General features: G+C 72.3%; 24 protein-coding genes. 8 read left to right on the forward strand and 16 right to left on the reverse strand.

The features are described 5' to 3' along the window. Positions 1-24 precede the first annotated feature (24 nt). From BS83_RS27490 to BS83_RS48620, 8 genes are all read right to left on the reverse strand, one after another. Positions 25-366: a hypothetical protein gene (locus BS83_RS27490; protein WP_051944092.1), complete on the reverse strand. Its 342-nt coding sequence runs from the start codon at positions 364-366 to the stop codon at positions 25-27. A 225-nt stretch (positions 367-591) separates the two neighbouring features. Then, complete coding sequence (locus BS83_RS42220) at positions 592-1,383, reverse strand: phytanoyl-CoA dioxygenase family protein (protein WP_051944094.1); 792 nt, start codon at positions 1,381-1,383, stop codon at positions 592-594. Further along, a complete protein-coding gene (locus BS83_RS45765) occupies positions 1,364-1,654 on the reverse strand; it encodes a hypothetical protein (RefSeq protein WP_157597339.1) in 291 nt (96 codons plus the stop codon). Before BS83_RS45765 ends, BS83_RS42220 begins: the two co-directional genes overlap by 20 nt. A 477-nt stretch (positions 1,655-2,131) precedes the next feature. After that, on the reverse strand, positions 2,132-2,689 hold the full coding sequence (locus tag BS83_RS27500) for an RNA polymerase sigma factor (protein ID WP_037606161.1): 558 nt from the start codon (positions 2,687-2,689) through the stop codon (positions 2,132-2,134). 324 nt (positions 2,690-3,013) lie between these two features. Next, positions 3,014-3,232, reverse strand: a complete 219-nt coding sequence (locus BS83_RS27505; RefSeq protein ID WP_037606162.1) for a hypothetical protein — start codon at positions 3,230-3,232, stop codon at positions 3,014-3,016. Between the two features lie 218 nt (positions 3,233-3,450). Continuing rightward, entirely contained in the window at positions 3,451-3,825 is a 375-nt protein-coding gene (locus BS83_RS27510) for a hypothetical protein (protein WP_037606163.1), read from the reverse strand. Positions 3,826-3,872: 47 nt separating this feature from the next. Further along, positions 3,873-4,124 (reverse strand): DUF7848 domain-containing protein, encoded by a 252-nt coding sequence (locus tag BS83_RS27515; protein ID WP_037609967.1) that lies wholly within the window; start codon positions 4,122-4,124, stop codon positions 3,873-3,875. A gap of 66 nt (positions 4,125-4,190) precedes the next feature. Next, positions 4,191-5,180 (reverse strand): NAD(P)H-dependent oxidoreductase, encoded by a 990-nt coding sequence (locus BS83_RS48620; protein WP_037609968.1) that lies wholly within the window; start codon positions 5,178-5,180, stop codon positions 4,191-4,193. Positions 5,181-5,325: 145 nt separating this feature from the next. Here BS83_RS48620 and sigJ point away from each other — a divergent pair, with 145 nt between their 5' ends. After that, a complete protein-coding gene (sigJ, locus tag BS83_RS27525) occupies positions 5,326-6,294 on the forward strand; it encodes an RNA polymerase sigma factor SigJ (RefSeq protein ID WP_037606164.1) in 969 nt (322 codons plus the stop codon). Between the two features lie 87 nt (positions 6,295-6,381). Here the strand turns inward: sigJ and BS83_RS27530 are convergent, their stop codons facing one another. From BS83_RS27530 to BS83_RS27550, 5 genes are all read right to left on the reverse strand, one after another. After that, entirely contained in the window at positions 6,382-7,566 is a 1,185-nt protein-coding gene (locus tag BS83_RS27530) for an acyl-CoA dehydrogenase family protein (protein ID WP_037606165.1), read from the reverse strand. Between the two features lie 32 nt (positions 7,567-7,598). After that, complete coding sequence (locus tag BS83_RS27535; protein WP_037606166.1) at positions 7,599-9,707, reverse strand: acetate--CoA ligase family protein; 2,109 nt, start codon at positions 9,705-9,707, stop codon at positions 7,599-7,601. Between the two features lie 173 nt (positions 9,708-9,880). Beyond that, positions 9,881-10,075, reverse strand: a complete 195-nt coding sequence (locus tag BS83_RS27540) for a ferredoxin (protein WP_037606167.1) — start codon at positions 10,073-10,075, stop codon at positions 9,881-9,883. A gap of 96 nt (positions 10,076-10,171) precedes the next feature. After that, entirely contained in the window at positions 10,172-11,479 is a 1,308-nt protein-coding gene (locus BS83_RS27545; protein ID WP_051944098.1) for an NADH-ubiquinone oxidoreductase-F iron-sulfur binding region domain-containing protein, read from the reverse strand. Further along, positions 11,467-11,925: a hypothetical protein gene (locus tag BS83_RS27550; protein WP_037606168.1), complete on the reverse strand. Its 459-nt coding sequence runs from the start codon at positions 11,923-11,925 to the stop codon at positions 11,467-11,469. Before BS83_RS27550 ends, BS83_RS27545 begins: the two co-directional genes overlap by 13 nt. Before the next feature lie 261 nt (positions 11,926-12,186). Between BS83_RS27550 and BS83_RS27555 the strand changes: the two genes are divergently transcribed. From BS83_RS27555 to BS83_RS27580, 6 genes are all read left to right on the forward strand, one after another. Continuing rightward, positions 12,187-13,347, forward strand: a complete 1,161-nt coding sequence (locus BS83_RS27555) for an aromatic ring-hydroxylating oxygenase subunit alpha (protein WP_037606169.1) — start codon at positions 12,187-12,189, stop codon at positions 13,345-13,347. A 66-nt stretch (positions 13,348-13,413) separates the two neighbouring features. Beyond that, a complete protein-coding gene (locus BS83_RS27560) occupies positions 13,414-14,076 on the forward strand; it encodes a TetR/AcrR family transcriptional regulator (protein WP_037606170.1) in 663 nt (220 codons plus the stop codon). A 22-nt stretch (positions 14,077-14,098) separates the two neighbouring features. After that, positions 14,099-15,277: a polyamine ABC transporter substrate-binding protein gene (locus BS83_RS27565; RefSeq protein WP_037606171.1), complete on the forward strand. Its 1,179-nt coding sequence runs from the start codon at positions 14,099-14,101 to the stop codon at positions 15,275-15,277. Between the two features lie 146 nt (positions 15,278-15,423). Beyond that, entirely contained in the window at positions 15,424-16,221 is a 798-nt protein-coding gene (locus BS83_RS27570; RefSeq protein ID WP_051944100.1) for an ABC transporter permease, read from the forward strand. Beyond that, positions 16,218-17,066 (forward strand): ABC transporter permease, encoded by an 849-nt coding sequence (locus BS83_RS27575; protein WP_084714178.1) that lies wholly within the window; start codon positions 16,218-16,220, stop codon positions 17,064-17,066. The genes BS83_RS27570 and BS83_RS27575 overlap by 4 nt, the downstream gene beginning before the upstream one ends. A gap of 4 nt (positions 17,067-17,070) precedes the next feature. Beyond that, positions 17,071-18,195 (forward strand): ABC transporter ATP-binding protein, encoded by a 1,125-nt coding sequence (locus BS83_RS27580; protein WP_051944102.1) that lies wholly within the window; start codon positions 17,071-17,073, stop codon positions 18,193-18,195. Positions 18,196-18,213: 18 nt separating this feature from the next. On the opposite strand, the gene BS83_RS27585 is transcribed toward BS83_RS27580, so the two are convergent. Next, a complete protein-coding gene (locus tag BS83_RS27585) occupies positions 18,214-18,612 on the reverse strand; it encodes a PPOX class F420-dependent oxidoreductase (protein ID WP_051944104.1) in 399 nt (132 codons plus the stop codon). 163 nt (positions 18,613-18,775) lie between these two features. Between BS83_RS27585 and BS83_RS27590 the strand changes: the two genes are divergently transcribed. Continuing rightward, entirely contained in the window at positions 18,776-19,303 is a 528-nt protein-coding gene (locus BS83_RS27590) for a hypothetical protein (RefSeq protein ID WP_037606173.1), read from the forward strand. A 63-nt stretch (positions 19,304-19,366) separates the two neighbouring features. Here the strand turns inward: BS83_RS27590 and BS83_RS27595 are convergent, their stop codons facing one another. Both BS83_RS27595 and BS83_RS27600 read right to left on the reverse strand, forming a co-directional pair. Then, a complete protein-coding gene (locus BS83_RS27595) occupies positions 19,367-20,005 on the reverse strand; it encodes an MBL fold metallo-hydrolase (RefSeq protein WP_037606174.1) in 639 nt (212 codons plus the stop codon). Positions 20,006-20,227: 222 nt separating this feature from the next. After that, on the reverse strand, positions 20,228-21,313 hold the full coding sequence (locus BS83_RS27600) for an S-(hydroxymethyl)mycothiol dehydrogenase (protein WP_037606175.1): 1,086 nt from the start codon (positions 21,311-21,313) through the stop codon (positions 20,228-20,230). Between the last annotated feature and the right edge of the window lie 70 nt (positions 21,314-21,383).

The following is a 21,383-nucleotide window of genomic DNA, read 5'->3' on the forward strand; positions in this document are numbered from 1 at the left end:
GCGTCAGGCGTCAGGCGGATGTCTTCATGTCCCCGTGCTCCTGTGCTCCCCTGCACTCCCCCGCTGCAACTGGTCGATGTCGTCGAGCGCCCTGGTCAACATCTTCTGCCGGTAGGGGTTCGCCCTGTTCAGTGCCTCCGCGGCCGCGACCGCCTCCTTGAGCAACAGCAGCCGCTGCTCGGGCAGCTCCCGCACCAGCGGTGAGCGGCTGGCGTCGATCAGCACGTAGGCGAGTTTGGAGCCGAACGCCTCGCGATCGACCTGCGTGAGCAGCCGGTACACCCACAGCGCGTCCTGCCCCCGCAGCACTCGCGTGGCCGAGCTGAGCAGCAGCACCCGTGCCCGCAACACCATGTCCTGATCCAACGAATCCCCTTCTCGTCCCGCTCCCTCTGTCCGGCGCCCTCGGCCGGACAGCACGACGTTCGCGCCGACGCCGAGGAAGAGGCGCCAGCACGTGGCCGTGGGAGTGGATGACGACGAGTCTGCGGGTCTGCGGCGGGTGCGGACAAGGGCGGACGGGCGTGCGCTACGTCCTACCGCCGGAGCTGCTGAGACGGCACAATGGAGTCGACACTCTGCCGGGCCCCGTCAGTTGACGGCGTGAAGGGCGGAAGCGGCGGTTTCGGACCCCGCGCGGAACTCCAGCAGCGGATCGGTGACGGCCTCCCGCCAACGCCGACGATGACCGGTCGCGTGCAACCGGTAGTACACCGTCTCCCTGCGCGGCTCGCCGGACGCGCCGTCGTGGTTTCCGATGTTGTGGGCCAGCAGATAGTGCGCGAGTAGCACACTGCCCGCGGGACCGGTCACCTGCACCGGCTCCCCGAGCTCGATCCGCGGATACGGTCCCGGCCCCAACTCCTCGACCCGGCCCAGCGCGTCGGCCCCGCGTTCGGCCAGATACGCGCCGAAGCGCAGGTGCGTGCCGGGCCAGACCCACAGGTTGCCCCGGTCGGGCGCCTGGTGGTCGGTGAGCCAGATACCGGCGAGGAGTGAGAAGGTACCTGGCCTGCCGCTGGGCTCGCCGGGGGTGAGGCCGTCCACGTGCGGTCCCCCCGGCCGCCACGGATACGGCGGGACGGTGGTGGCCAACTGCGCGAAGTCCGGTTCCTGCACGGCGAGTTCCGGCCGCAGCAACTGCGCGGCGAGGTCGGCGACCCCGGCACGCCGGTACAGGTCCAGCAGGGGGTGCCCCTCCGGCCCGAACCGCGGCCACCGGAAATCCGGCCCCACATGCCCGGCGGGCGCGGGCTCGGCGTCGAGCAATTCGGCGACTTCGGCCCTGGCCCGGGCGAGCTCCACCTCGTTCAGCACGCCGGGCACCACCAGACAGCCCTGCTCGGCGAACGTGCGGCGCATCTCATCGGTGATGGCGATCACGGCACGAGTAGACGCCCCGCATCCGCCCGCGGCAATCCAATTTCCCGCTGTCCAAGGGCGAATCCGGGGCGGAGGCGAGGCGTTCACGGTCCCGCGACACCAGGACCACCCAGTCACGAGGGCGAAAGGCCTGCGCGACGGTGGGTGTGGCCTTCAGCCCTTCGAGGCCGTGCCATCTGGCGATGATCAGGTTGAACAGCAGCCAGGCGATCCACGCCACAAGAGCGAGAAGCACGGGTGCTGTGAGGATCAGAGCCCAGCGAGTGTCCATGACGGATGCCCCTCAGATTCGTGTCCGGACGACCCACGGGCCGGGCTCCTCGGTGAGGAGTCCGGCCCGTGGGTCGGTTCAGCCGTGCCGTTCGCGCCTTGCTCAGAGCAGGAGAACCTGTGTGCGAGTGCACCGAGGGTGGGTCAGGCTAGACCGTGATCTCGGTGCGGTTGCGGTTGCCCTCTGTGTCCGCCCTGTCCGTGCCCCTCCGCACGGTTCGGAGCGGCACGGCCGGCCGCGGAGTGAGCAGCCGGTCAGCACACCGGTACAACACCTTCCACAGCGATGCCAGGTAGTTGAGCACCATTCAATCTCCCGTGTGCGCGACCCCCGTCGCGCGCCTAGCTGGGTCCATCCCGTCGGCCACTCCCCCTGAGCGCCCCGCGAGATGTGGGGGTCCTTCGGATCCCCACGCGGTGGCCGGGACGCCGGTCGTCACTGCCGGCGGCCACGGCCCCGCGAAGGAAGCCGCGGGTCCTAGACCCTCTGGTTCGGCAGGAGCTGGGCCAAGGCCCCGGGCTCCTTCAACTTCTTGTTGGCGGAGCTGAGCGCCTTGCGCACTGCGCCGGGTGTGGTGCGGCCGCCGACGAGGCCGGCGATCGACCTGCAGTCCAGGTCGTAGTAGTGCCGCAGGACATAGATCGTGAACTCGTGGTCACTGAGGATGCGACGCACCACCTGGACTGCCTCGGTGACCTCCATCCGCAGCGTCTCCGGTACCTGCTCGGCCACCGTCTCCTGGCTCCCGACCAGTTCGGTCGTGGCCCGGTACATGGCCCGCAGGTAGCGGTTGACCTTGTTGCGGATCACCTTGAAGACGTAGGCGTCCAGGTCGCGGATCTGGGGTCCGCGCCCGGCGGCGAGGTCCTGGAAGACCGCGAGCAGGGTGTCCTGCCAGATGTCCTCCGCGTACCGGCGGTCGATGTATCGCGCGATCAGCCGCTGGTACTTCAGTTCCTGCCGCGAGAGCGCGTCGAAACGCGCCTGCGTCTCCGGGTCCAGGCGCACGGTGCGCGCCTCGACGGGTGTGTTCATTCTTCTCCTCGGGGGCGAGGCTGGTCTCCAGGGCTCGCCCCGCCACGGAGTGGCGGGAACGACGCGCGCCCCAGCACCCCTCAAGTGCCGCGTGGGATGCGAAGTGTGACAAGTCCAAGTCAACCGTGGCACGCCCTCACCCGCTCAAGACCCCCAGCCGGCGCACGTGGGCGTGCCGATGGGCCGCCGGGTGGGCGGCTCATCGGCACGTTGTGGGGTTGGCTACCGGTTGGGGTAGCGGGTGTTGGGGGTGGGGGTGTGTCGGGGGGGACGGCCCTGGGCCTGCCGCCACTCATTTCGAGTTCCCAGCCGGTGTGGTGGAGGTTAGCGGTCACTGGTGTTGTCGCCACGCGCTTCCTGCCGCTGGCGGGCGAACCACACCAAGGCCCGCGGTGCCAGCAGAAGCAGGGTGACGGCACCGCAGAGCATGCGCGGCTCCGGCCACAGGAAGTACCGAGCGGCATAGAAGAACGTGATCGCGCCTGTCAGCACGACTCCCCGGAATGCCGCATTGAGAACCGCGAGCCAGTAGGCGACATCCATGGGCCGGTCCCATTCCTTCTGGCCAGGGCCCGGCGTCCAGGCTTCCCGCCTCGCCACTTCCGTACCTCCAACTGGGCCTTGCAACAGGGCGATTCAGTGTGGCAGCGGCACTGCTGGCGTCGGCCAGACAGCAAGAAACCCCCGCCCAACCTGCCACGGGGAGCAGGCGAGTGGGGGTCCTTGTCCGCAGCAGCCCTGCGAGAACCACACTGCGGAGTTCATTGGTGCCTGTAGGAAACGGAAGGGTCGCCGTTGGGCAGGCGGGTCACCGTGTAGATCTCGCCGTCGTCCCCCTGGACCTTGGCGTTCAGGAGTGTGGCAAGGTCACACATCTTCGCTATCAGCTGGTCACTGGGGTTCTTCGAGCGGAGCTCTCCATCCATCCAGTGCAGTGCCTCGGACGGCCACTGTTCGCCCGGACGCGTAAGCATCTCGGCAGAGGAGTGGGTCTCTGGATCAGCCCCGTCTGGGATGGGGTGCATCGTCAGGTCAGGGTCGGCGTTGGCTGCCGCTTCCCACTCCTGGCGGGTGATCTCTTCCCCGTCCTCGTCTGACCAGTCGGCGCGGCGGGTGATGTGAATGTCGTAGCCCATGCACGGCACAGTAGGCGCGAGAGCTGACAACCGCTCGCCCTGACGCGTCAGTGCCAGGTCCCTGGCTCTGCCCGGACAGTCACCATCGTGTAGTGCTCGTAGGTCTCGTGGCCGGTGGCGGCGCAGTGCTCAGCGATCCACCGGACCAGCGCGTCGGGGTCGGTCTCGGCCCCGGAGCGGGCTCCGCAGTCAGCCGCCTCGCCGGTCACGCACACCGCGCTGAGCGTGGGGAGGCTGAGCGCGTCCGGCACGGCGGTGACTTTGCAGTCCCGGAAACGGAAGCGCTGGCGTACGCCCACCGGCCTGCCCTGCGCCCCGTGGGCGAGATGCTCCAAGAGTGAAAACCCCCAGCTCAGAGGCCACTATCAAGGCTCGAGGTCAGTCGCCACCCGTCCTGACACGACGTCAACCGGCATCGACGCCTGGTCGTGAACGATCAGCCAGTCGCCGTCGATCCGCCGGAAGCAGAACGTCGCGCGCACCCACATGCCGTCGGCGTGCTCTCCGGTCGCGGCCAGGGTGCCGCTGATGCGGCCGAAGGCGTGGCAGAAGGCGATGTCACCGCCGACCTCGACGGTCAGGTCGCGCAGTTCGTAGGACGTCGCGGCGAAGACCGTGAAGACCTTGGCCCAGTTCTTCAACTTGGCGTCCACGCCCACATGCTGGAGCGGTGACTCCACGTCGAAGGAGACGACGTCGGGAGCGTAGACCCGGCGCAGGGCGTCAAGGTCCCTGGCCCCGATGCCGTCGACGATCCCGGAGATCCGGGCCCGGATCTCCGACTCCGCCCTCCCTGCTGTGCGCACCGACGCCAGCGCGCCGCTCCACCGCACGACGTGGTCGAGCATCAGGTCCAGGCTGTTGGCGTTCGACGCCCGCGGAGTGAACGCCGACTGCTCGAAGTCGCCGGCCAGGGTCAGCGACACCTGGGCCGCCACGTCAGCCAACTGCAGCACCCCGCACAGCTGCCGCAGCTGCGCGACCGACCGCACACCACCGTCCACGCCGTAGGAGACGAACCCCACCGCCTTGTCGTTCCACTCCACGTAGAGATGGTCGATCGCGTTCTTCAGCGAGCCGGGCATCGAGTGGTTGTACTCCGGCGTCACGATCACGTAGCCGTCGCACGGAGCGATCGTGGCCGCCCAGGCCGCCGTCCGCTCGTCCTCGTAGGCGCCGCGCGTCAGCAGAGCCGGCTTCTCCGTCTCCAGGTGCGGCAGCGGGTGGTCGAGCAGGTCGATCAGTGCGAACTCGGCGTCGGTCCGCCGCGCGGCCGTCTCCGCCACCCACTGTGCGACCTGCCCACCCCGGCGGCCGTCCCGGACGCTGGCGAGAATGATTCCGATCCTGAGCATGGCCATCCACCTCTTCTGTCGTACCTCGGTCGGAAGGCGAACCCCTTCCGACCGCTACGACGACGCAGCCCGCCCGGATGTCAGGCAGGGCAGGGCGGACCACCGAGCGGCCTGACGTTTTCTGCCGCTGTATCGTCGAAGAAGCATGACTGACGCGACAGACGACCCCGCTCTCCACGCGATCATCAGCGAGCGCCGCCACCTCCTCAACCTCGCCTACCGTCTGCTGGGCTCGCTCGCGGAGGCCGAGGACGCGGTGCAGGAGACGTACGCGCGCTGGTACGCGATGTCGCGGGAGCAGCAGGACGCGATCCGGTCGCCCGCCGCTTGGCTGACCAGGGTGGCCGGGCGGATCTGCCTGGACCAGCTCGGGTCGGCGCGGGCCCGGCGCGAGCGCTATGTCGGGGAGTGGCTCCCGGAGCCGGTGCCGGGCCGGGCCGAGTGGCTGGGCGCGGTGGAGCGGCCGGGCGCGGGCGCCCCCGGCATCGGCGCCGCTGCGGGCGAGGCTGCCGATCCGGCGGACCGGGTGACGCTGGACGAGTCGGTGAGCATGGCCTTCCTGGTGGTGCTGGAGGCGATGACGCCCGCCCAGCGGGTGGCCCTGATCCTGCACGACGTCTTCGACTACTCCTTCGCCGAGGTCGCCACCGTCACCGGCCGAACCCCGGCCGCCTGCCGGGAGCTGGCCTCCGCCGCCCGGCGCCGGGTACGCGACGCCCGCCCGGCCGCGGCCGACGCAGGGTCCTCCGTCGCCGCCCAGGCCGTCCTGGTCCGTGACTTCAAGCAGGCCTGGGAGACGCACGACCTCAACGCCCTGGTCACTCTTCTCGACCCTGCGGCCGTCTTCACCGCCGACGGCGGCGGACTTGCCCCGGCAGCCCTCCACCCGATCCACGGCGCCGCCGAGATCGCCCACTTCGTCTTCGAGGTGTCGCAGCATCTGCGCGGGACGGCCGCCCTCGTCGAGCGGCTGGTCAACGGTCGACCGGGGCTGATGGTGCGGGTCGACGGGGAGACGACGGCGGTGTACGCGTTCGACATCGCGGACGGCCGGATCACCCGGATCTGGGCGGTGCGGAATCCGCTGAAGCTACGGGTGTGGGCCGAGGGCTGACCGTGGGCGGAGTCGTGCGCCGAGGGCTGGGGGTGAGCCCCGCCCCAGCCCTCGGCAGCTCTGCTCCGCTGCTGGTCCGCCGCCCGGCTACTCCTCACCCGCCTCGCGCTGACGCGGGAACTGGAGGAAGTCGGTGCCGCGCTTCTTCAGCTCGTTGGAGATGACCAGGCGCTGGACCTCGCTCGTGCCCTCCCAGATGCGGTCGACACGCAGTTCGCGGTAGAGGCGCTCCACGGCGAACGAGCGGTCGTAGCCGCGGCCGCCGAAGATCTGGACGCAGCGGTCGACGACCCGGCCGGCGGCCTCGCTCGCGGAGAGCTTGGCGATGGAGGCCTTGGCGTGGACGGTCTTGCGGTCCGTGCCGTGGTCGGCCTCCCAGGCGACCTGGTGGGTGAAGGAGCGGTTGACCGCGATGTCCACGGCGCAGTCGGCGAGCATCGCCTCGATCATCTGGAAGTCGGCGATCGGCTGCCCGAACTGACGCCGGTTCAGTGCCCACTCACGCGCCTCGCGCAGCGCCCGCTCCGCCGCGCCGATGGTGCGGGCCGCGATCATCAGGCGCTCCTCGGTGAACCAGGCGCGGGTGATGTCGTAGCCGTTGCCGAGGCCGCCGAGTACCCGGTCGGCGGGGACGAAGACGTTCTCGAAGGTGTACTCGGGGTGCTCGTAGACGAAGGTGTGCATGAAGCGCGGGGTGCGCTGGAGGGTGATGCCCTCCGTCTGCTTGTCCACCAGGAACAGGGTCGGCTGCCGTTCCTCGCCCGCCAGGGCGAGCAGCACCATGAAGTCCGCGTGGTCGCCGACGGTGACGAACCACTTCTCGCCGTTGATCAGCCAGCCGCCCTCGGTCTCCGTGGCGGTGGTGCGCAGCGACTGCGGGTCGGAGCCCGCCTCGGGCTCGGTGACGGCGTAGCAGTCGCGACGCTCGCCCCGGATGACCGGCTCCAGGTAGGCGGCACGCTGTTCGTCGGTGCAGAAGCGCAGCGCGTTCGCGGGACGCCAGACGGTGTCCCACAGCGCGCCGGTCAGCTCGCCCAACTGCTCCTGGACGACGACCTGGTCCAGGATGGTCAGGCCAGCGCCGCCCCAGGCGGAGGGCATGTTGACCGCCTGCAGCCCGCTGGCCAGGACCTGCTCGCGGATCTTGGCGTGGGCGGCGGCCGGGAGGCCATTGTCGCGCTCGCAGTCGTCCTCGTACTGCTTGATGAACTCGGCCAGCCCGGCGGCGCGCTCGCGCAGCTCCAGCTGCGCCGGGGTGTAGCTGAACTCCATGGCGGTGCCTTTCGGTTCGGAGGGTGGGTCGGTCAGCTGTGGGGCTGGGCCGGGGTGGTGAGGACGACGCGCGCGTCGAGGGCGAGTGCGCCGGTCGGGGTGAGCAGCAGCGGGTTGACTTCGATCTCGCCGATCTCCGGGTGGGCGGCGGCGAGTTCGCTGACGGTGGCGATCGCGCGGGCGGCCGCGTCCAGGTCGACGCCGGAGCGGCCGCGCACGCCGTGCAGCAGCGGCGCGCCGCGCAGCCGGTCCAGCAGGGCGCGGGCCGCGTCGGGGGTGACCGGTGCGAGCGCGAAGACGACGTCGCGCAGGACCTCGGTGAGCACGCCGCCGAGGCCGACCAGCAGGACGGGGCCGAAGCGTGGATCCCAGCGTGCGCCCACGATCAGTTCCACGCCGTCGCGCAGCTCGGCCATCTCCTCGACCGAGTAGGCGGGCGCGTGCAGCCGTTCGTCCATCGCCGCGTGCGCGGCGAGCAGGGCGTCGCGGTCGAGCAGCCCGAGGGCGACGCCGCCGGCGTCGGACTTGTGCAGCAGCCCGGTGGCCTTGAGCACGTAGGGGGGCCGCAACTGCGCTGCCGCGTCGGCGACCTGGGCGGTGTCGGTGGCGGCGAGGGCCGCGGTGAACGGGAGCCCGGCGGCGGCCAGCAGGGCGCGGTCGGCGAGGTAGCCGGCTTCGGTGACCGGTGCCGCCGGGGCAGGCAGCGGGGCGGGGGCGGCGCCGCCTCCGGCCGAGGCAGCGGCCAGGGCGAGGAGCGCCCGGACGGCGTCCTCGGTGGCGGCATGCACGGGCAGCCCGGCCTCGGCGAGGATCCGGCAGGAGGGCGCGTCGGGGTACATGCTCTGGACCACCACCGGCTTGCCACTCGCGGCCGCGGTCCCGGCCAACGCCCGGGCGGCCGCGCGCTCGGCGTCGCCCGCGTCGCCGAGGCCCTCGGCGGAGGCGGAGTAGCCGCCGAAGTAGCCGGTCAGCAGGACGGCGTCGATCTCGTCGGCCGCGAGCAGCGCGCCGACACCGCGGGCGTAGCAGAGCGGGTCCTGCTCGCCGAGGCCGGCGAGGTCGACCGGGTTGTCGGCCGGGGAGTTCTCCCAGAGTGCCGCCGTGACGGCCTTTCGGGTCGCCGGTTCGAGCGCGGGAACGGTGAAGCCCGCGGCGTCGAGGGTGTCGGCGGCGATGGTGCCGTGGCCGCCGCCGTCGGTGAGCACGGCGACACGCCGCAGGGGGCCGCCGCGGGAGGGGGCGTGCAGCGCGCCGAGGACGGTGGCGAACTCACGGAGGCTGTGCACCCGGTGGATCCCGCTGTCGCGGCAGACGGCGTCGATGACGGCGGTCGGGCTGGTCATCGAGCCGGTGTGGGACAGTGCGCTGCGCATGGCCGCGTCGCTGCCGCCGGGGGCGAGCAGTACGACGGGCTTGCCCAGTGACGCGGCCTCGGCCGCCGCGGCGGCGAAGGCCCGGCCGTCGCGGAAGTCCTCCGCGTAGACGGCGACGACCTTGGTCTCCGGGTGTCGCGCGCAGTCCCTGACCAACTCGACGAGGGTGAGGTCGGCCTGGTTGCCGAGGGAGACGAAGCGGGAGAAGCCGTGACCGCTGCGGGCCAGCCGCAGCTGCAGCTCCAGGCCGACGTTGCCGCTCTGGCTGAGCAGGGCGACCCCGCCGTCCCGGAACGGGTCGGAACTGAGGTGCAGCTCGGTCGAGTTGTCGGCGAGGCCGAGGCAGTTGGGACCGACCAGCACCGCCCCTGCGGCCCGCACCCTGGCGACGGCGGCCTGCTGGATCGCCTCGCCCTGCGGCCCGAGTTCGCCGAGCCCTGCGGTGATCGCGACCAGGGCGCGCGCCCCGCAGTCGAGCGCCTCGTCCACCGCCTGAGCGAATCCCCCGGCGGGCACGCTGAGGACGGCGAGGTCGACGCCGCCGCCGATCTCGCGCAGGGAGGTGGCGACCGGCTGCCCGAGGATCTCGCCGCCGCGCCGGTTGACCAGGTGGACGGGACGGCGACCACTGCCGCGCAGCGCCTGCCGGGCCACGGCGTAACCCCACTTCGCGGGGTCGGCGCTGGCTCCGACGATGGCGACCGAGCGCGGATCGAACAGCGCGGAGAGATCCCGCGCGGGCGGCGGGGGCGGCGGTGCGGGCGGCATGGGTGGCCCTTCTGGGGAAGCGGGAAAGGGGAACCGGCGAGCGGGGGTGGAGCAGGAACGCGGGGACCGAGCACGGGAGAGCGGAGACCGAGGCACGCGAGAACCGGAGACCGGAGACCCGCGACAGACGATGGAACCGAGCGGAACGCGGAGACGCGAGAGGGGCGGCGCGTTCAGGCGAGCCTGAGGGCCTTCGCGGGGCAGATGCGGGCTGCGGCTTCGGCGGCCACACGGTGCTCCTGGGGGACGTCGGCGGCTTCCGGTCGGAGGCCCGCGTAGCCCCACTCGTCCAGGTCGAGGAGGTCCGGGGCCTGCTCGTGGCAGAGCCCGTAGCCCTGGCAGAGGGTGGCGTCGAGGTGGAGTTTCACGGGTCGGCTCCTTGCGTCGTCGTCGGAGAGGCGGTGGGAGAGAAAGGCAGGGTGGGGAGGTGAGGCAGGGCGGGGCAGGTCAGGCGAGGCGGACGATCAGGCCGGCTCGGGGAGGAGCGCCAGGTCGAGGGCGAAGCGCGTGCGGCGGGGAAACCCGCCGTGCGCCGCGCAGCGCGGGCAGGCGGCGGCGACGTGCTCGGCCACCGCGTCGGGGCGGGTGCGCAGCAGCGCCGCGACGTTGCCCGCCGCCGCGTCGAGCAGGCCGCACGCTCCCCTGCCGGGCAGCGTCGTGGACCATCGGCGCAACTGTTCGACCTGCTCCGCCGCGGCCTCGCCCCGGCACAGCGCGGCGAGCGCCTGGGCCATCGCCGCGGTGCCGCGCAGGCAGGCGCCGCACTGCTTCGCGCTCTCGGCCGCGAGGTAGCCGAGGATGTCGGCGGCGGCGTGGACGGGGCAGTCCTGCGGGCCGAGGGCGACGACCGCGCCGCAGCCCAGCTGTGCGCCGAGCGTCCGAAGGCTCGCCGGAGCCAGGACCAGCCCGGGGTCGGCGGCGAGGACGCCGCCGAAGAAGCCGCCGAGGAGCACGTCGGTCGCGGTGGCGGCCGTGGTGCCGGGGGCCTCGCCTGCGTGGTGCGCCAGCAGCTCGCCCAGCACGGTCCCGTAGGGCAGTTCGTAGAGGGCCGGCCGGTGGCCCAGGCCGGAGACGGTGGCCAGGAAGGTGTCGGCGCGCCCGCTCGCTCCGGAGGCGAGCAGCGCCAGATGGGCCAGCGTCTCGACGTTCAGCACCAGGGTGGGCTCGCCGCCGACGCCCGCCTCGAAGACGCGCGGGGGCTTGGCCGTGGGCAGGGCGGGTCCGCCGTCGAGGTGGCGGACCAGGGCCGACTCCTCGCCCGCGACGTAGGCCTCCGGTACGAGCCTGACCTCGATCCGCAGCGGCCACTCCGGCGGGTTCTCCCGCAGGGCCCGGCGCAGCGAGTTCGCCGCCGGGGCGTCGCTGACGACGACGAAGGCCTGTTGCGCGCCGACGGCCGCCGCCGCGTGGGCGACGCCGTCGAGCACGAGGTGGGGTCGCATCCTGGTCAGGAAACGGTCCTTGACGCTGGCGGGTTCGCCCTCGGTGCCGTTGGCGATGACCGTGCGCGGGCCCGGCGGCTGGGCGTTGACCCCGGCGATCTTCACTGCTGCGGGGAACCCGGCTCCGCCGCGTCCGCGCAGGTCGGCGGCGGCGAGGCGGCGTTCCAGCTGCTCCGCCGGTCCGGTGGGCCGGTAGCCGCCCACCGCCCGGTAGGCGGCGGCGTCCTCACGGCGTTGCGGCGCCGTGCCGAGCAGCAGGGCGGGCGTGCCGACCGCGGACGCCTCACGGACCTGCGCCTCGACGGCGGGCGTCGCGGTCAGCGGCTGCATGTCGGCTCCTCGCGGGTGGCGTCGGGCCGGGCCCCGGCCGCGAGGCGGTGGCGCAGGCGGCGGGCGGCGTGGTCGAGGTCGGCGCGGTGGCGGGCGGTGCGGGCGTAGTGGTCGCCGGGCAGGCCGATGAGCAGCCGGCAGTGGTCGGCGAGCACCTCGGCGGCGGTCAGCGCGGGGGCCAGCTGGGCCGGGCGGCCCTCGCGGGCTGCCCGGCCGACCAGCGAGACCGCCTCGTCAAGGCCGGCCAGCCAGCTGCGTGCGTTCCCGCGCAGCACCAGCCGCTCGATGCGCCGGCGTTCGGCGCGCACCTGTCCTGCGGCGTCGCCAGGTGCCGACGGTTCGTCATCCGGTGATCGCAGCAGGGCGAGTACGTCGGGGAGCAACTGCTCGGGTTCGGGGGTCAGGCTCAGCCAGGCGAGCCTGGTCGCGGATCGTGGTGCCCTCACAGCGGGTGCCTCCTCGGTCGCCGCCATCCTGGCACGAGACTAACTGGTTGACCAGTCAGTTGCTAGACTCCTTCGCAGATCCCTCTCGCCACGCACTCCGGCGCTCGTCAGCGACCGAACGAACGGCCACGATCTCTGCGTCCGACCTCTTGACAGCTCCGGGTCGCCCCGTGAAACCTAACTGGCCATTCGATCAGTCCTTTCGAATCCCGCCGGAACGATCAGCGTGACGCGAGCCGAACCCACTCCGAGGAGCGGACGATGGAGTCCATCACCGCAGCGTCCCGACCCCTGCTGCCCGCGTACTACACCGACCCGGCCGTCCTGGCCGCCGAACAGCGCCGGGTCTTCGCCCGGACCTGGCAGCTCGCCGGGCACGTCTCCGACCTGCCGGAACCCGGCTCCCGCATCGTCGCGCGGGCCGGTGACCAGGAAGTCCTGGTCGTCAGGGACGAGGACGGCGAACTGCACGCCCACCGCAACGTCTGCCGCCATCGCGGCGCGCGCCTGGTCGCCGCCCCGGAGCAGCACGCGGCGATCCGCTGCCCCTACCACGGCTGGACCTACCGCCTCGACGGCCGGCTGATCGGCGCCCCCGAGGGCCGACGCTTCGCCGCGCCGCTGGACAAGCCGAACCTCGGCCTGCTGCCCGCGCGCGTGGAGGTCTGGCACGGCCTGGTCTTCGTCAACCTGGACACCAGGGCGGCCCCGCTCGCGGACCAGCTGTACGGCCTGGACCGGCTGGTCGGCCGCTACCTCGGCGACCGGCTGGTCCCCGTCGGCAGGTCGCGGATGCACGACATCGCCGACCCCGCCGGAACCGGGGTCGTGGGCACCGAGGCGAACTGGAAGGTCGCCGTCGACAACTACCTGGAGGGCTACCACGTCCCGGTCGCCCACCCCGGCCTGATGCGGCTGCTGGACTACCAGAACTACACGGCAGAGCCCAGCGAGGGCTACGCCTACTTCGAAGCGCCGCTGCGCGAGACCCGCAGCGCCAACCGGCTGGAGCGGCTCTACCAGCGGCTGGTCAGCCCGATGCCGGGGCTGCTGCCCGAGGACCGCGACGTCTGGCGCTATGTGGCGATCTACCCCAACACCATGATCGACCTCAGCGCGGACTGTGTCGGCGTCTGGTCCATGGTCCCCGACGGCGTCGGTCGCACGCTGCTGCCCGGCGCCATCTACCGGCACCGGGACGCGGGGCTGCGCACGCGTCTGGCGCAGGCGGTCGGCCAGCGGGTCAACCGCCTGGTGACCGACGAGGACGACGACATCGTCAGCCGTGTCCAGGCCGGCCTGCGCACGCCGGGGTTCACGCCAGGACCGCTCAGCGAGCGGGAGGCGGCGATCGGCTGGTTCGCCGACCGGATCCGCACGGACCTGGGCATCGACGCGCCCGCCGAGGACGGCGGCCGGTGAGCGCCGCCGCCGGGGCGGCCGGGTCGGCCGGGGCGCAGAGCCCCCGGCACGGCCGGCGTGTCAGGCGTGTCGGGCGAGCCCGCCGAGCGCACCGCCGCGACCCGGCGGCGGATCCTGGAGGCAGCCTGCGAGGTGATCGCCGACGTGGGCTTCGAGAAGGTGCGGATGCGGATGGTGGCCCAGCGGGCCGGGGTCTCCCCCGGCCTGCTCCACTACCACTTCGAAAGCCGGGAACGGCTCTTCGCCGAGGCGCTGCGGCACTCGTACGAGCACACCGGCGCCGCAGGGCACGCCCACGGCGACGGCTCGGCCGGCACCGACCACCCCGCGACGGTGCGGCTCGCGATGGCGATCGACGCCTGCCTCCCGCTGGCCCCCGACACCCGCCAGGACCAACTGCTCTGGCACGAGCTCTGGCTGCGCGCAGCCAGGGACCAGGCCTCGCGGCTACTCGCCCTGGAGTTCTACCGCAGCCTGCACGACTGGTTCGCCGGGATCGTGCGCGACGGCATCGCCACGGGCGAGTTCCAGCTCTGCGAGGTGGACGAGCTGGTCACGCTGCTGCTGCTCCTGCTGGACGGCAGCGCCATCCGGCTCACGCTGGACGATCCGGGCTTCACCGCCTCCGCCGCCCGCGCCCGGATCTGGGCGCGCATCGGCCCGGAACTCCGGTTGCCCGCCCGCATGCCGAGGGCGGGCGGCCGGCCGAACCTCCCCAAGCCCCGCTGACCCTCCGACAGGAAGCCGCACCATGCCTTCCAGATCAGGACAGCCTCCACGGCCGACAGAGCGCCCGCAGCCGGCGAGGCCCGCCCCGAGCCGACGCGCGCTGCTGCGCGGCGCGACCGGCGCATTGGTCGGCGCGGCCGCCCTGCCCGCGCTCAGCGCCTGCGGCTACGTCTCCTCCGCAGCCCAGCCCGACGACCTGCCGCCGGTCGAGCCGAAGATCGACGGCGACCTCGTCTACTTCAACTGGGCCGACTACGTCGACCCGGCCGTGCTGGCGGGCTTCAGCAAGGAGTACGGCGTCTCGGTGACCCAGGCCAACTACGACTCGATGGAGTCGATGGCCGCCAAGATCGCGGCGGGCAACCGCTACGACGTCGTGTTCCCGAGCGCCAAGTGGACGCAGCGCCTGGTGCGGGCAGGCGCGCTGCGCCGCCTCGACCTCCGCCGGGCGCCGCATGCCGGAGCCGTGCTCAGCGCCTATCCGTGGTTCGCCGACCCCTGGTACGACCCCGGCTCGGCGCACAGCGTGCCGTTCACGATGTACAAGACCGGCATCGCCTGGCGCAAGGACAAGCTGGGCCCGGCCCTGGACCACAGCTGGGCCGATCTCTGGGACCGCCGCGCCACCGGTCGCACCTACCTGCTGGACGACGAGGACGAGGTGCTCGGCGTCGGCGCGCTGCGGCTCGGCTACCGCGTCGACACCGCCGACCCCGGCCAACTGGGCAGGATCACCGACCTGATGGGCACCGTCAGGTCGCGGCTGCGGGGCTTCTCCAGCGACGACTACACCAACCTGCTCAACGGCGACGCATGGATCCAGCACATGTGGAGCGGTGACATGGCCGCCGTGCTCAGCCAGGCCGCCGATCCCTCCCGGTACGGCTTCGAGGCCCCGCGCGAGGGCGCGCCCATCAACTCCGACTGCTACGCGATCCCGCGCAACGCCGCCCACCCGGGCACGGCGCTGCTCTTCATCGACTACATGCTGCGGCCGGAGAACGCCCGCAGGAACCTCGCCTACATCGGCTACCCGATGCCGGTGCCGGGGACCGAGCGGGACTACGCCAAGCTCGTCGAGCCGTTCCCCGAGTGCCTGGTCACCCTGGACGACCTGGCCCGCGGCCACCACTTCGGCAATACCGGCGCGACGGGCAACCAGGCCCGCGACGCCGCCTGGACCCAGATCAAGGCGGGGTGAACACCATGCCGGAGACCTCAGCACCCGTCCGCACCGAGACCCCGACCCCACGCGAAAGCCCACGCCCACGTTCACACCCGAGCGCACGCCCGGGGCGGAGCGGCAACCGCCTCTGGACCGCGCTGCTGCTGCCGGGAACGGTCTGGATGACCGTCTTCTTCCTCGGCGCCCTGGGCATCCTGCTGCTGCTCTCCTTCGGCACCACCGACGACCTGGGCGACCCCCGTTTCGGGCACACGTTGCAGAACCTGCGGGCCCTGCTGCACCCCGTCTACCTCCAGGTCATCGGCCGCTCGCTGGCCTACGCCGCGATCACCGCGGTGCTGTGCCTGGCCATCGCCTACCCCGTGGCGTACGCGATCGCGCTCCACGGGGGACGGTTCAGGCACGCCCTGATCGCCGCCGTGGTGGTGCCGTTCTTCGCCAACTACCTGGTGCGGATGTACGGGTGGGTGACGCTGCTCTCCGACGACGGTCCGGTGCTGCGGGCGCTCCGCGCCCTCGGGCTGCCCGCCGACGTGCGGCTGCTCAACACGCCGGGCGCGGTGATCGGCGGGCTGGTCTACGGCTTCGTCGTCTTCATGGTGCTGCCGCTGTACGCGGCGCTGGAACGGCTGGACGTCTCCCTGATCGAGGCCGGCCGGGACCTGGGCGGCGGGCCGTTCTCCACCTTCTGGCGGGTCACCCTGCCCGCCACCCGGCAGGGCGTGACGGCCGGGCTGCTGCTGGTCTTCCTGCCCGCGATGGGCGACTTCGTGAGCGCCCAACTGCTCGGCGGGCCGCGGCAGCTGATGATCGGCAGCCTGATCCAGGACAAGTTCTTCGGCGGGCAGGACTGGCCGCTCGGCTCGGCGCTCACCATGCTGCTCATGCTCGTGCTGCTGATCTGCACGTCCGTCTACCTGCGCCAGGCCGCGCGGGAGAACCGGGAGGCGTCCCGATGATCCGCCTGCTGCCGGGACGCCGTGGCGTCGAGCGCCGCCCGCGCTTCGCCATCGCCGTGACCGCCGTCTTCTTCGTGCTGCTCTACCTGCCCATCGGCGTCGTGACGCTCTTCTCCTTCAACAGCAAGAAGTCGCTGACCTCCTTCGGCCACCCCAGCCTGCGCTGGTACCGGGCGTTCCTCGGCGACCCGGACCTGACCGGGTCGGTGTTCACCAGCCTCCAGGTCTCGGCCGTGGCCATGGTGGGCTCTGTCGTCCTCGGCGCCGCGCTGGCGCTGGGGCTGGTCCGGGCCAGGAGCCGGATGGGCGGGCTGGCCAACCTCATCATGCTGATCCCGCTGATCACCCCGGAGATCGTGACCGGCGTCGGCTCGCTGCTGCTCTTCCGCGGCCTGGAGCTCACCCCGTCGATGACGACGCTGCTGCTCGCCGAGACCACCTTCTCCGTCTCCTACGTCACCGTGATCCTGCGCTCCCGGGTGGCGGCGCTGAATCCGGAGGTCGAGGAGGCGGCGATGGACCTGGGCGCGACCCGGGGCCAGGCGCTGCGCCTGGTGACCCTGCCCGCGCTGCTGCCCGCGCTGCTGGCCTCGGCCCTGCTGGTCTTCGCCCTCGTCTTCGACGACTTCGTGCTCGCCTACTTCACCAGCGGGGTCACCCCGCAGCCGATCTCCGTGCGGATCTACTCCGAGATCCGCTTCGGCATCCAGCCCAGCGTCAACGCCGTCGGCACGCTGATGCTGGCCGGCTCGCTCACCCTCATCGCCTTCGCCCTGGCCGTGCCCCGCCTTCTCGGGCGCGGCCACACCAGTGGCGGCGGCATCGACCTGCTCTCCGGAGGCTGACGCCATGACGACGACGCCCACCGCTCCGTCCACGACGGTAGCCGGAACCACCGACGACGCCGCAGCCTTTCCCGCCGTGCAACTCGAACGAGTGACCAAGCGTTTCGGTGGCACGACCGTGGTGCACGAGCTCGACCTGGACATCCGCGCCGGCGAGTTCTTCTCCCTGCTCGGCCCTTCGGGCTGCGGCAAGACCACCACGCTGCGCATGATCGGCGGCTTCGCCGACCCGACCGACGGGCGGATCCTGCTCGGCGGCGAGGACGTGACCGTGCTCCCGCCCAACCGGCGCGACGTCAACACCGTCTTCCAGAGCTACGCGCTGTTCGAGCACCTGCACGTCCTCGACAACGTGGGCTTCGGCCTGCGGCGCAAGGGCGCCTCGCGCGCGGAGGCGCGGCGGCAGGCCGCCGGAGCCCTGGAGCTGGTGCAGCTGGCCGACCGCGCCAAGGCCCGGGTCCGCGAGCTGTCCGGCGGCCAGCGCCAGCGCGTGGCGCTGGCCCGGGCGCTGGTGAACCGGCCCAAGGTGCTGCTGCTGGACGAACCCCTCGCCGCGCTGGACCTGAAGCTGCGTCGGCAGATGCAGATCGAGCTGAAGCAGCTGCAGCGCGAGGTCGGCATCACCTTCGTCTTCGTCACCCACGACCAGGACGAGGCGCTGACCATGTCCGACCGCCTCGCGGTCATGCACGACGGCAGGATCGAGCACTGCGGCACGCCCGAGGAGGTCTACGAGCGCCCGGCCACCGCGTTCACCGCGGGCTTCATCGGCACTTCGAACCTCATGCCAGGCGAGTACCGCGACGGCGCGGTGACCATCGCCCCCGGCGTCTCCCTCGCCGTCGGCCGGCGCGCCGGGTTCACCGAGGGCGAGCAGGTCAGCGCCTCGGTGCGACCGGAGAAGCTGTGGCTGTCCGAGCACGGGGACGACATGGTGACGGTGCCGGGCACGCTGGTCGAGACGGTCTACTCGGGACCGGTGACCAGCTACCTGGTCGAGCTCGCCCCCGGCGTCCAGGTCAGCGTGCTGGAGCAGAACACCGACCGCTCCCGCCGCGAGGAGCGCTGGCAGAACGGCCAGCCGCTCACCGTCGGCTTCCGCCTGGAGCACTGCCTGCTGCTGCGCTGAGAACCCGAGGACGGTCCGTCAGAAGGTGATCTCCAGAGCCGCGATGGGCTTCCTGCGCCGACGGCCCGTCAGCGTGGCCCACACGTCGCCGACCCTGGCCATCAGGTACTTGCGGCCGAGCAGGCGGCGCACCTTCTCCCTGCCCGCGTCGTCCAGCACGCGCCCGGTCCCCTCGGCCTCCGCCGCGCCGGGCGCGATCTTTCCGCGCACGTCGCAGACGACGACCTTCACCCTCGGGTCCCTGCGCAGCCGCTTGACCTTCCAGGAGTCCGCCTCGGTCCAGACGTAGAGCAGGCCTTCGTCCACCACGTGCCAGACCGGGGTGGCCACCGCCGTGCCGTCCTTCCGGTAGGTGGTGAGGCTGACGTAGCGGGCGCGGGTGAGCGCGTCCAGGGTGTGCGGGTCGAGTGGGGTCACGCGGCAGGCGTTACCGTGCCGGACACCCGTCCGAGCGCACTCACCCATCCGGGTGAATCCGCCGAATGCCGCAACGGGCCCGTAGGTCGCCTGCCTGCGGTTGTGCCGTTCGGGTGCCGGCCGGGCCGGGCCCGGGCGCGGATCAACCCGGTAGCGTGACCGCGTGATCGCTGACCTGACTCCGGCGGACATGGTGGCCGACCCGGTCAGCTGCCTGGCCATCTTCGAAGAGCGGATGCGGATCGAGCAACGCCGGGTGGAGTTGCTGGACGCCGTCCTCCAGGAGCTGCGCCGGATCACCCAGGCCAGAGAGCGGCTGCAGTCCCTGCTCGACGGCGGGGTGGTGCCCGACCCGCTGCCCCGGCCGCAGCCGCAGCCGCACTCCTCCCGCCCGAACCGTCCAGGACCGGCGGTGCACGCCCTTCCCCGCCAGGGCCCGCGCGCGCAGCGGCAGCGTCCGCGCCCGCAGTTGGAGCAGGCGCTGGAGATCATGGCGACCGAGCCCGGCCGCCGCTGGAGCGCCCCGGAGATCGCCGCGCTGATCGGGGCGGACCCGGACTGGCTCCGCTTCGTCCTGCACAGCGCCGCCAACCGCGGCCTGATCCACCGGCACGCGGAGACGAAGCCGACCGGCGCTCGGGGCCGGCCGGTCGCGATCCAGTTCAGCCTCGGGACGCAGGCGGCGGGCTGACGCCGGGTCCGACGCCCGCCGTGGTCCGGCGGTGTCGCACCCGGCGTCGACGCGCGCGGTGCGTCAGTGGCCGCGGGCCAGCCACTCCCCCAGGTTCGGCGCCTCGGCCCCGATGCTGGTGGCGTCGCCGTGGCCGGTCAGCACGACCGTCTCCGGCGGCAGTGTGAGCAGTTGGTCGCGGATCGAGGCGATGATGGTCGGGAAGTCCGACCAGGACCGGCCCGTCGCGCCCGGTCCGCCGTGGAACAGCGTGTCACCGGAGAACAGCACGCCCAACTGCAGCGAGTAGAGACAGACCGCCCCGGGGCTGTGGCCCGGGGTGTGGATCACCGTCAGGCCGATCCCGCCGGCCTCGATCCGCTGGTCCTGGGCCAGCTCCCCGTCGGGGGAACGGTCCGGGTGGGTCTGCTTCCACAGCGGCAGGTCCGCGGGGTGGAGCAGGATGGGCGCGCCGGTGCGGTCGGCGAGCGCCGGGGCCGCGTCGATGTGGTCGTTGTGGGCGTGGGTGGAGACGATCGCGACCAGCCGGCGCGAGCCGACGGCCGCGGCGATCACCTCCGCGTCGTGGGCGGCGTCGATGACGAGGACCTCGTTCTCGTCGCCGACCAGCCAGACGTTGTTGTCCACCTCCCAACTGCCGCCGTCCAGCTCGAACCGGCCGGAGGTGACGAGGCGTTCGACCCCGTCGGGAAGCCCGCTCACAGCGTTGCCTCCGTTCGTGCTCCGCTTCGGCTCCACTCCGGCCGCGTGCCGACTGCGCTCGTCCCTCGCTCCGCCGACCCGCAACCTCCGCTCCACCTCAGCTTCGCGCTCACAGCGTTGCCTCCGTTCGTGCTCCGCTTCGGCTCCACTCCGGCCGCGTGCCGACTGCGCTCGTCCCTCGCTCCGCCGACCCGCAACCTCCGCTCCACCTCAGCTTCGCGCTCACAGGATCACCACCGAGCGCAGCACCTCGCCCTTCTCCATCCGGTGGAAGGCCTCCTCGACCTGGTCCAGCGTGATCGTCTCGGAGACGAAGGCGTCCAGGTCCAGGCGACCCTGGAGGTAGAGGTCGATCAGCATCGGGAAGTCCCGCGACGGCAGGCAGTCCCCGTACCAGGAGGACTTGAGCGAGCCGCCGCGCCCGAAGACGTCCAGCAGCGGGAGTTCCAGCTTCATGTCCGGCGTGGGGACGCCGACCAGGACGACCGTGCCCGCCAGGTCGCGGGCGTAGAAGGCCTGCTTGTACGTCTCCGGGCGGCCGACCGCCTCGATGACGACGTCCGCGCCGTTGCCGCCGGTCAGCTCGCGGATCGCCTCGACGGCGTCGGTCTCGCGCGAGTTGACCGCGTGGGTGGCACCCAGGCGCTGCGCGGTGGCGAGCTTGCCGGGGTCGATGTCCACGGCGATGACCTTGGACGCGCCCGCCAGCCGCGCGCCCATCACGGCCGCGTTGCCGACGCCGCCGCAGCCGATCACGGCGACGGTGTCGCCGCGCGAGACGCCGCCGGTGTTGACCGCCGCGCCGAGCCCGGCCATCACGCCGCAGCCGAGCAGTCCGGCCGCGGCCGGGGACGCGGCCGGGTCGACCTTGGTGCACTGGCCGGCCGCGACCAGCGTCTTCTCGGCGAACGCGCCGATGCCGAGCGCGGGCGACAGCTCGGTGCCGTCCTCCAGCGTCATCTTCTGCTTCGCGTTGTGCGTGTTGAAGCAGTACTGCGGGCGGCCGCGCCGGCAGGAGCGGCACTGGCCGCAGACCGCGCGCCAGTTGAGGATGACGTAGTCCCCGGGCTCGACCTCGGTGACGCCCTCGCCGACGGACTCGACGATCCCGGCCGCCTCGTGGCCGAGCAGGAACGGGAACTCGTCGTTGATGCCGCCCTCGCGGTAGTGCAGGTCGGTGTGGCAGACGCCGCAGGCCTGCACCTTCACCACCGCCTCCCCGGGGCCGGGGTCGGGGACGACGATCGTCTCGATCCGTACCGGCTCGCCCTTGCCCGGGGCGATGACTCCGCGTACGCGCTGTGCCATCTGCTCGTTCTCCTTCGTCCCGCTCGGTGCCGCTGTTCCGACCACTCTGCTTCAAGGCCGTGCTGCTGTA

The organism is Streptacidiphilus rugosus AM-16 (genome assembly GCF_000744655.1).
GTDB lineage: Bacteria > Actinomycetota > Actinomycetes > Streptomycetales > Streptomycetaceae > Streptacidiphilus > Streptacidiphilus rugosus.

Coding starts and splice junctions, on each gene's coding strand:
- BS83_RS45765 (WP_157597339.1), bottom strand. CDS start 1,654: ATGGACACTCGCTGGGCTCTGATCCTCACAGCACCCGTGCTTCTCGCT.
- BS83_RS27500 (WP_037606161.1), bottom strand. CDS start 2,689: ATGAACACACCCGTCGAGGCGCGCACCGTGCGCCTGGACCCGGAGACG.
- BS83_RS27505 (WP_037606162.1), bottom strand. CDS start 3,232: ATGGATGTCGCCTACTGGCTCGCGGTTCTCAATGCGGCATTCCGGGGA.
- BS83_RS27510 (WP_037606163.1), bottom strand. CDS start 3,825: ATGGGCTACGACATTCACATCACCCGCCGCGCCGACTGGTCAGACGAG.
- BS83_RS48620 (WP_037609968.1), bottom strand. CDS start 5,180: ATGCTCAGGATCGGAATCATTCTCGCCAGCGTCCGGGACGGCCGCCGG.
- sigJ (WP_037606164.1), top strand. CDS start 5,326: ATGACTGACGCGACAGACGACCCCGCTCTCCACGCGATCATCAGCGAG.
- BS83_RS27530 (WP_037606165.1), bottom strand. CDS start 7,566: ATGGAGTTCAGCTACACCCCGGCGCAGCTGGAGCTGCGCGAGCGCGCC.
- BS83_RS27535 (WP_037606166.1), bottom strand. CDS start 9,707: ATGCCGCCCGCACCGCCGCCCCCGCCGCCCGCGCGGGATCTCTCCGCG.
- BS83_RS27545 (WP_051944098.1), bottom strand. CDS start 11,479: ATGCAGCCGCTGACCGCGACGCCCGCCGTCGAGGCGCAGGTCCGTGAG.
- BS83_RS27555 (WP_037606169.1), top strand. CDS start 12,187: ATGGAGTCCATCACCGCAGCGTCCCGACCCCTGCTGCCCGCGTACTAC.
- BS83_RS27565 (WP_037606171.1), top strand. CDS start 14,099: ATGCCTTCCAGATCAGGACAGCCTCCACGGCCGACAGAGCGCCCGCAG.
- BS83_RS27570 (WP_051944100.1), top strand. CDS start 15,424: ATGACCGTCTTCTTCCTCGGCGCCCTGGGCATCCTGCTGCTGCTCTCC.
- BS83_RS27575 (WP_084714178.1), top strand. CDS start 16,218: ATGATCCGCCTGCTGCCGGGACGCCGTGGCGTCGAGCGCCGCCCGCGC.
- BS83_RS27580 (WP_051944102.1), top strand. CDS start 17,071: ATGACGACGACGCCCACCGCTCCGTCCACGACGGTAGCCGGAACCACC.
- BS83_RS27600 (WP_037606175.1), bottom strand. CDS start 21,313: ATGGCACAGCGCGTACGCGGAGTCATCGCCCCGGGCAAGGGCGAGCCG.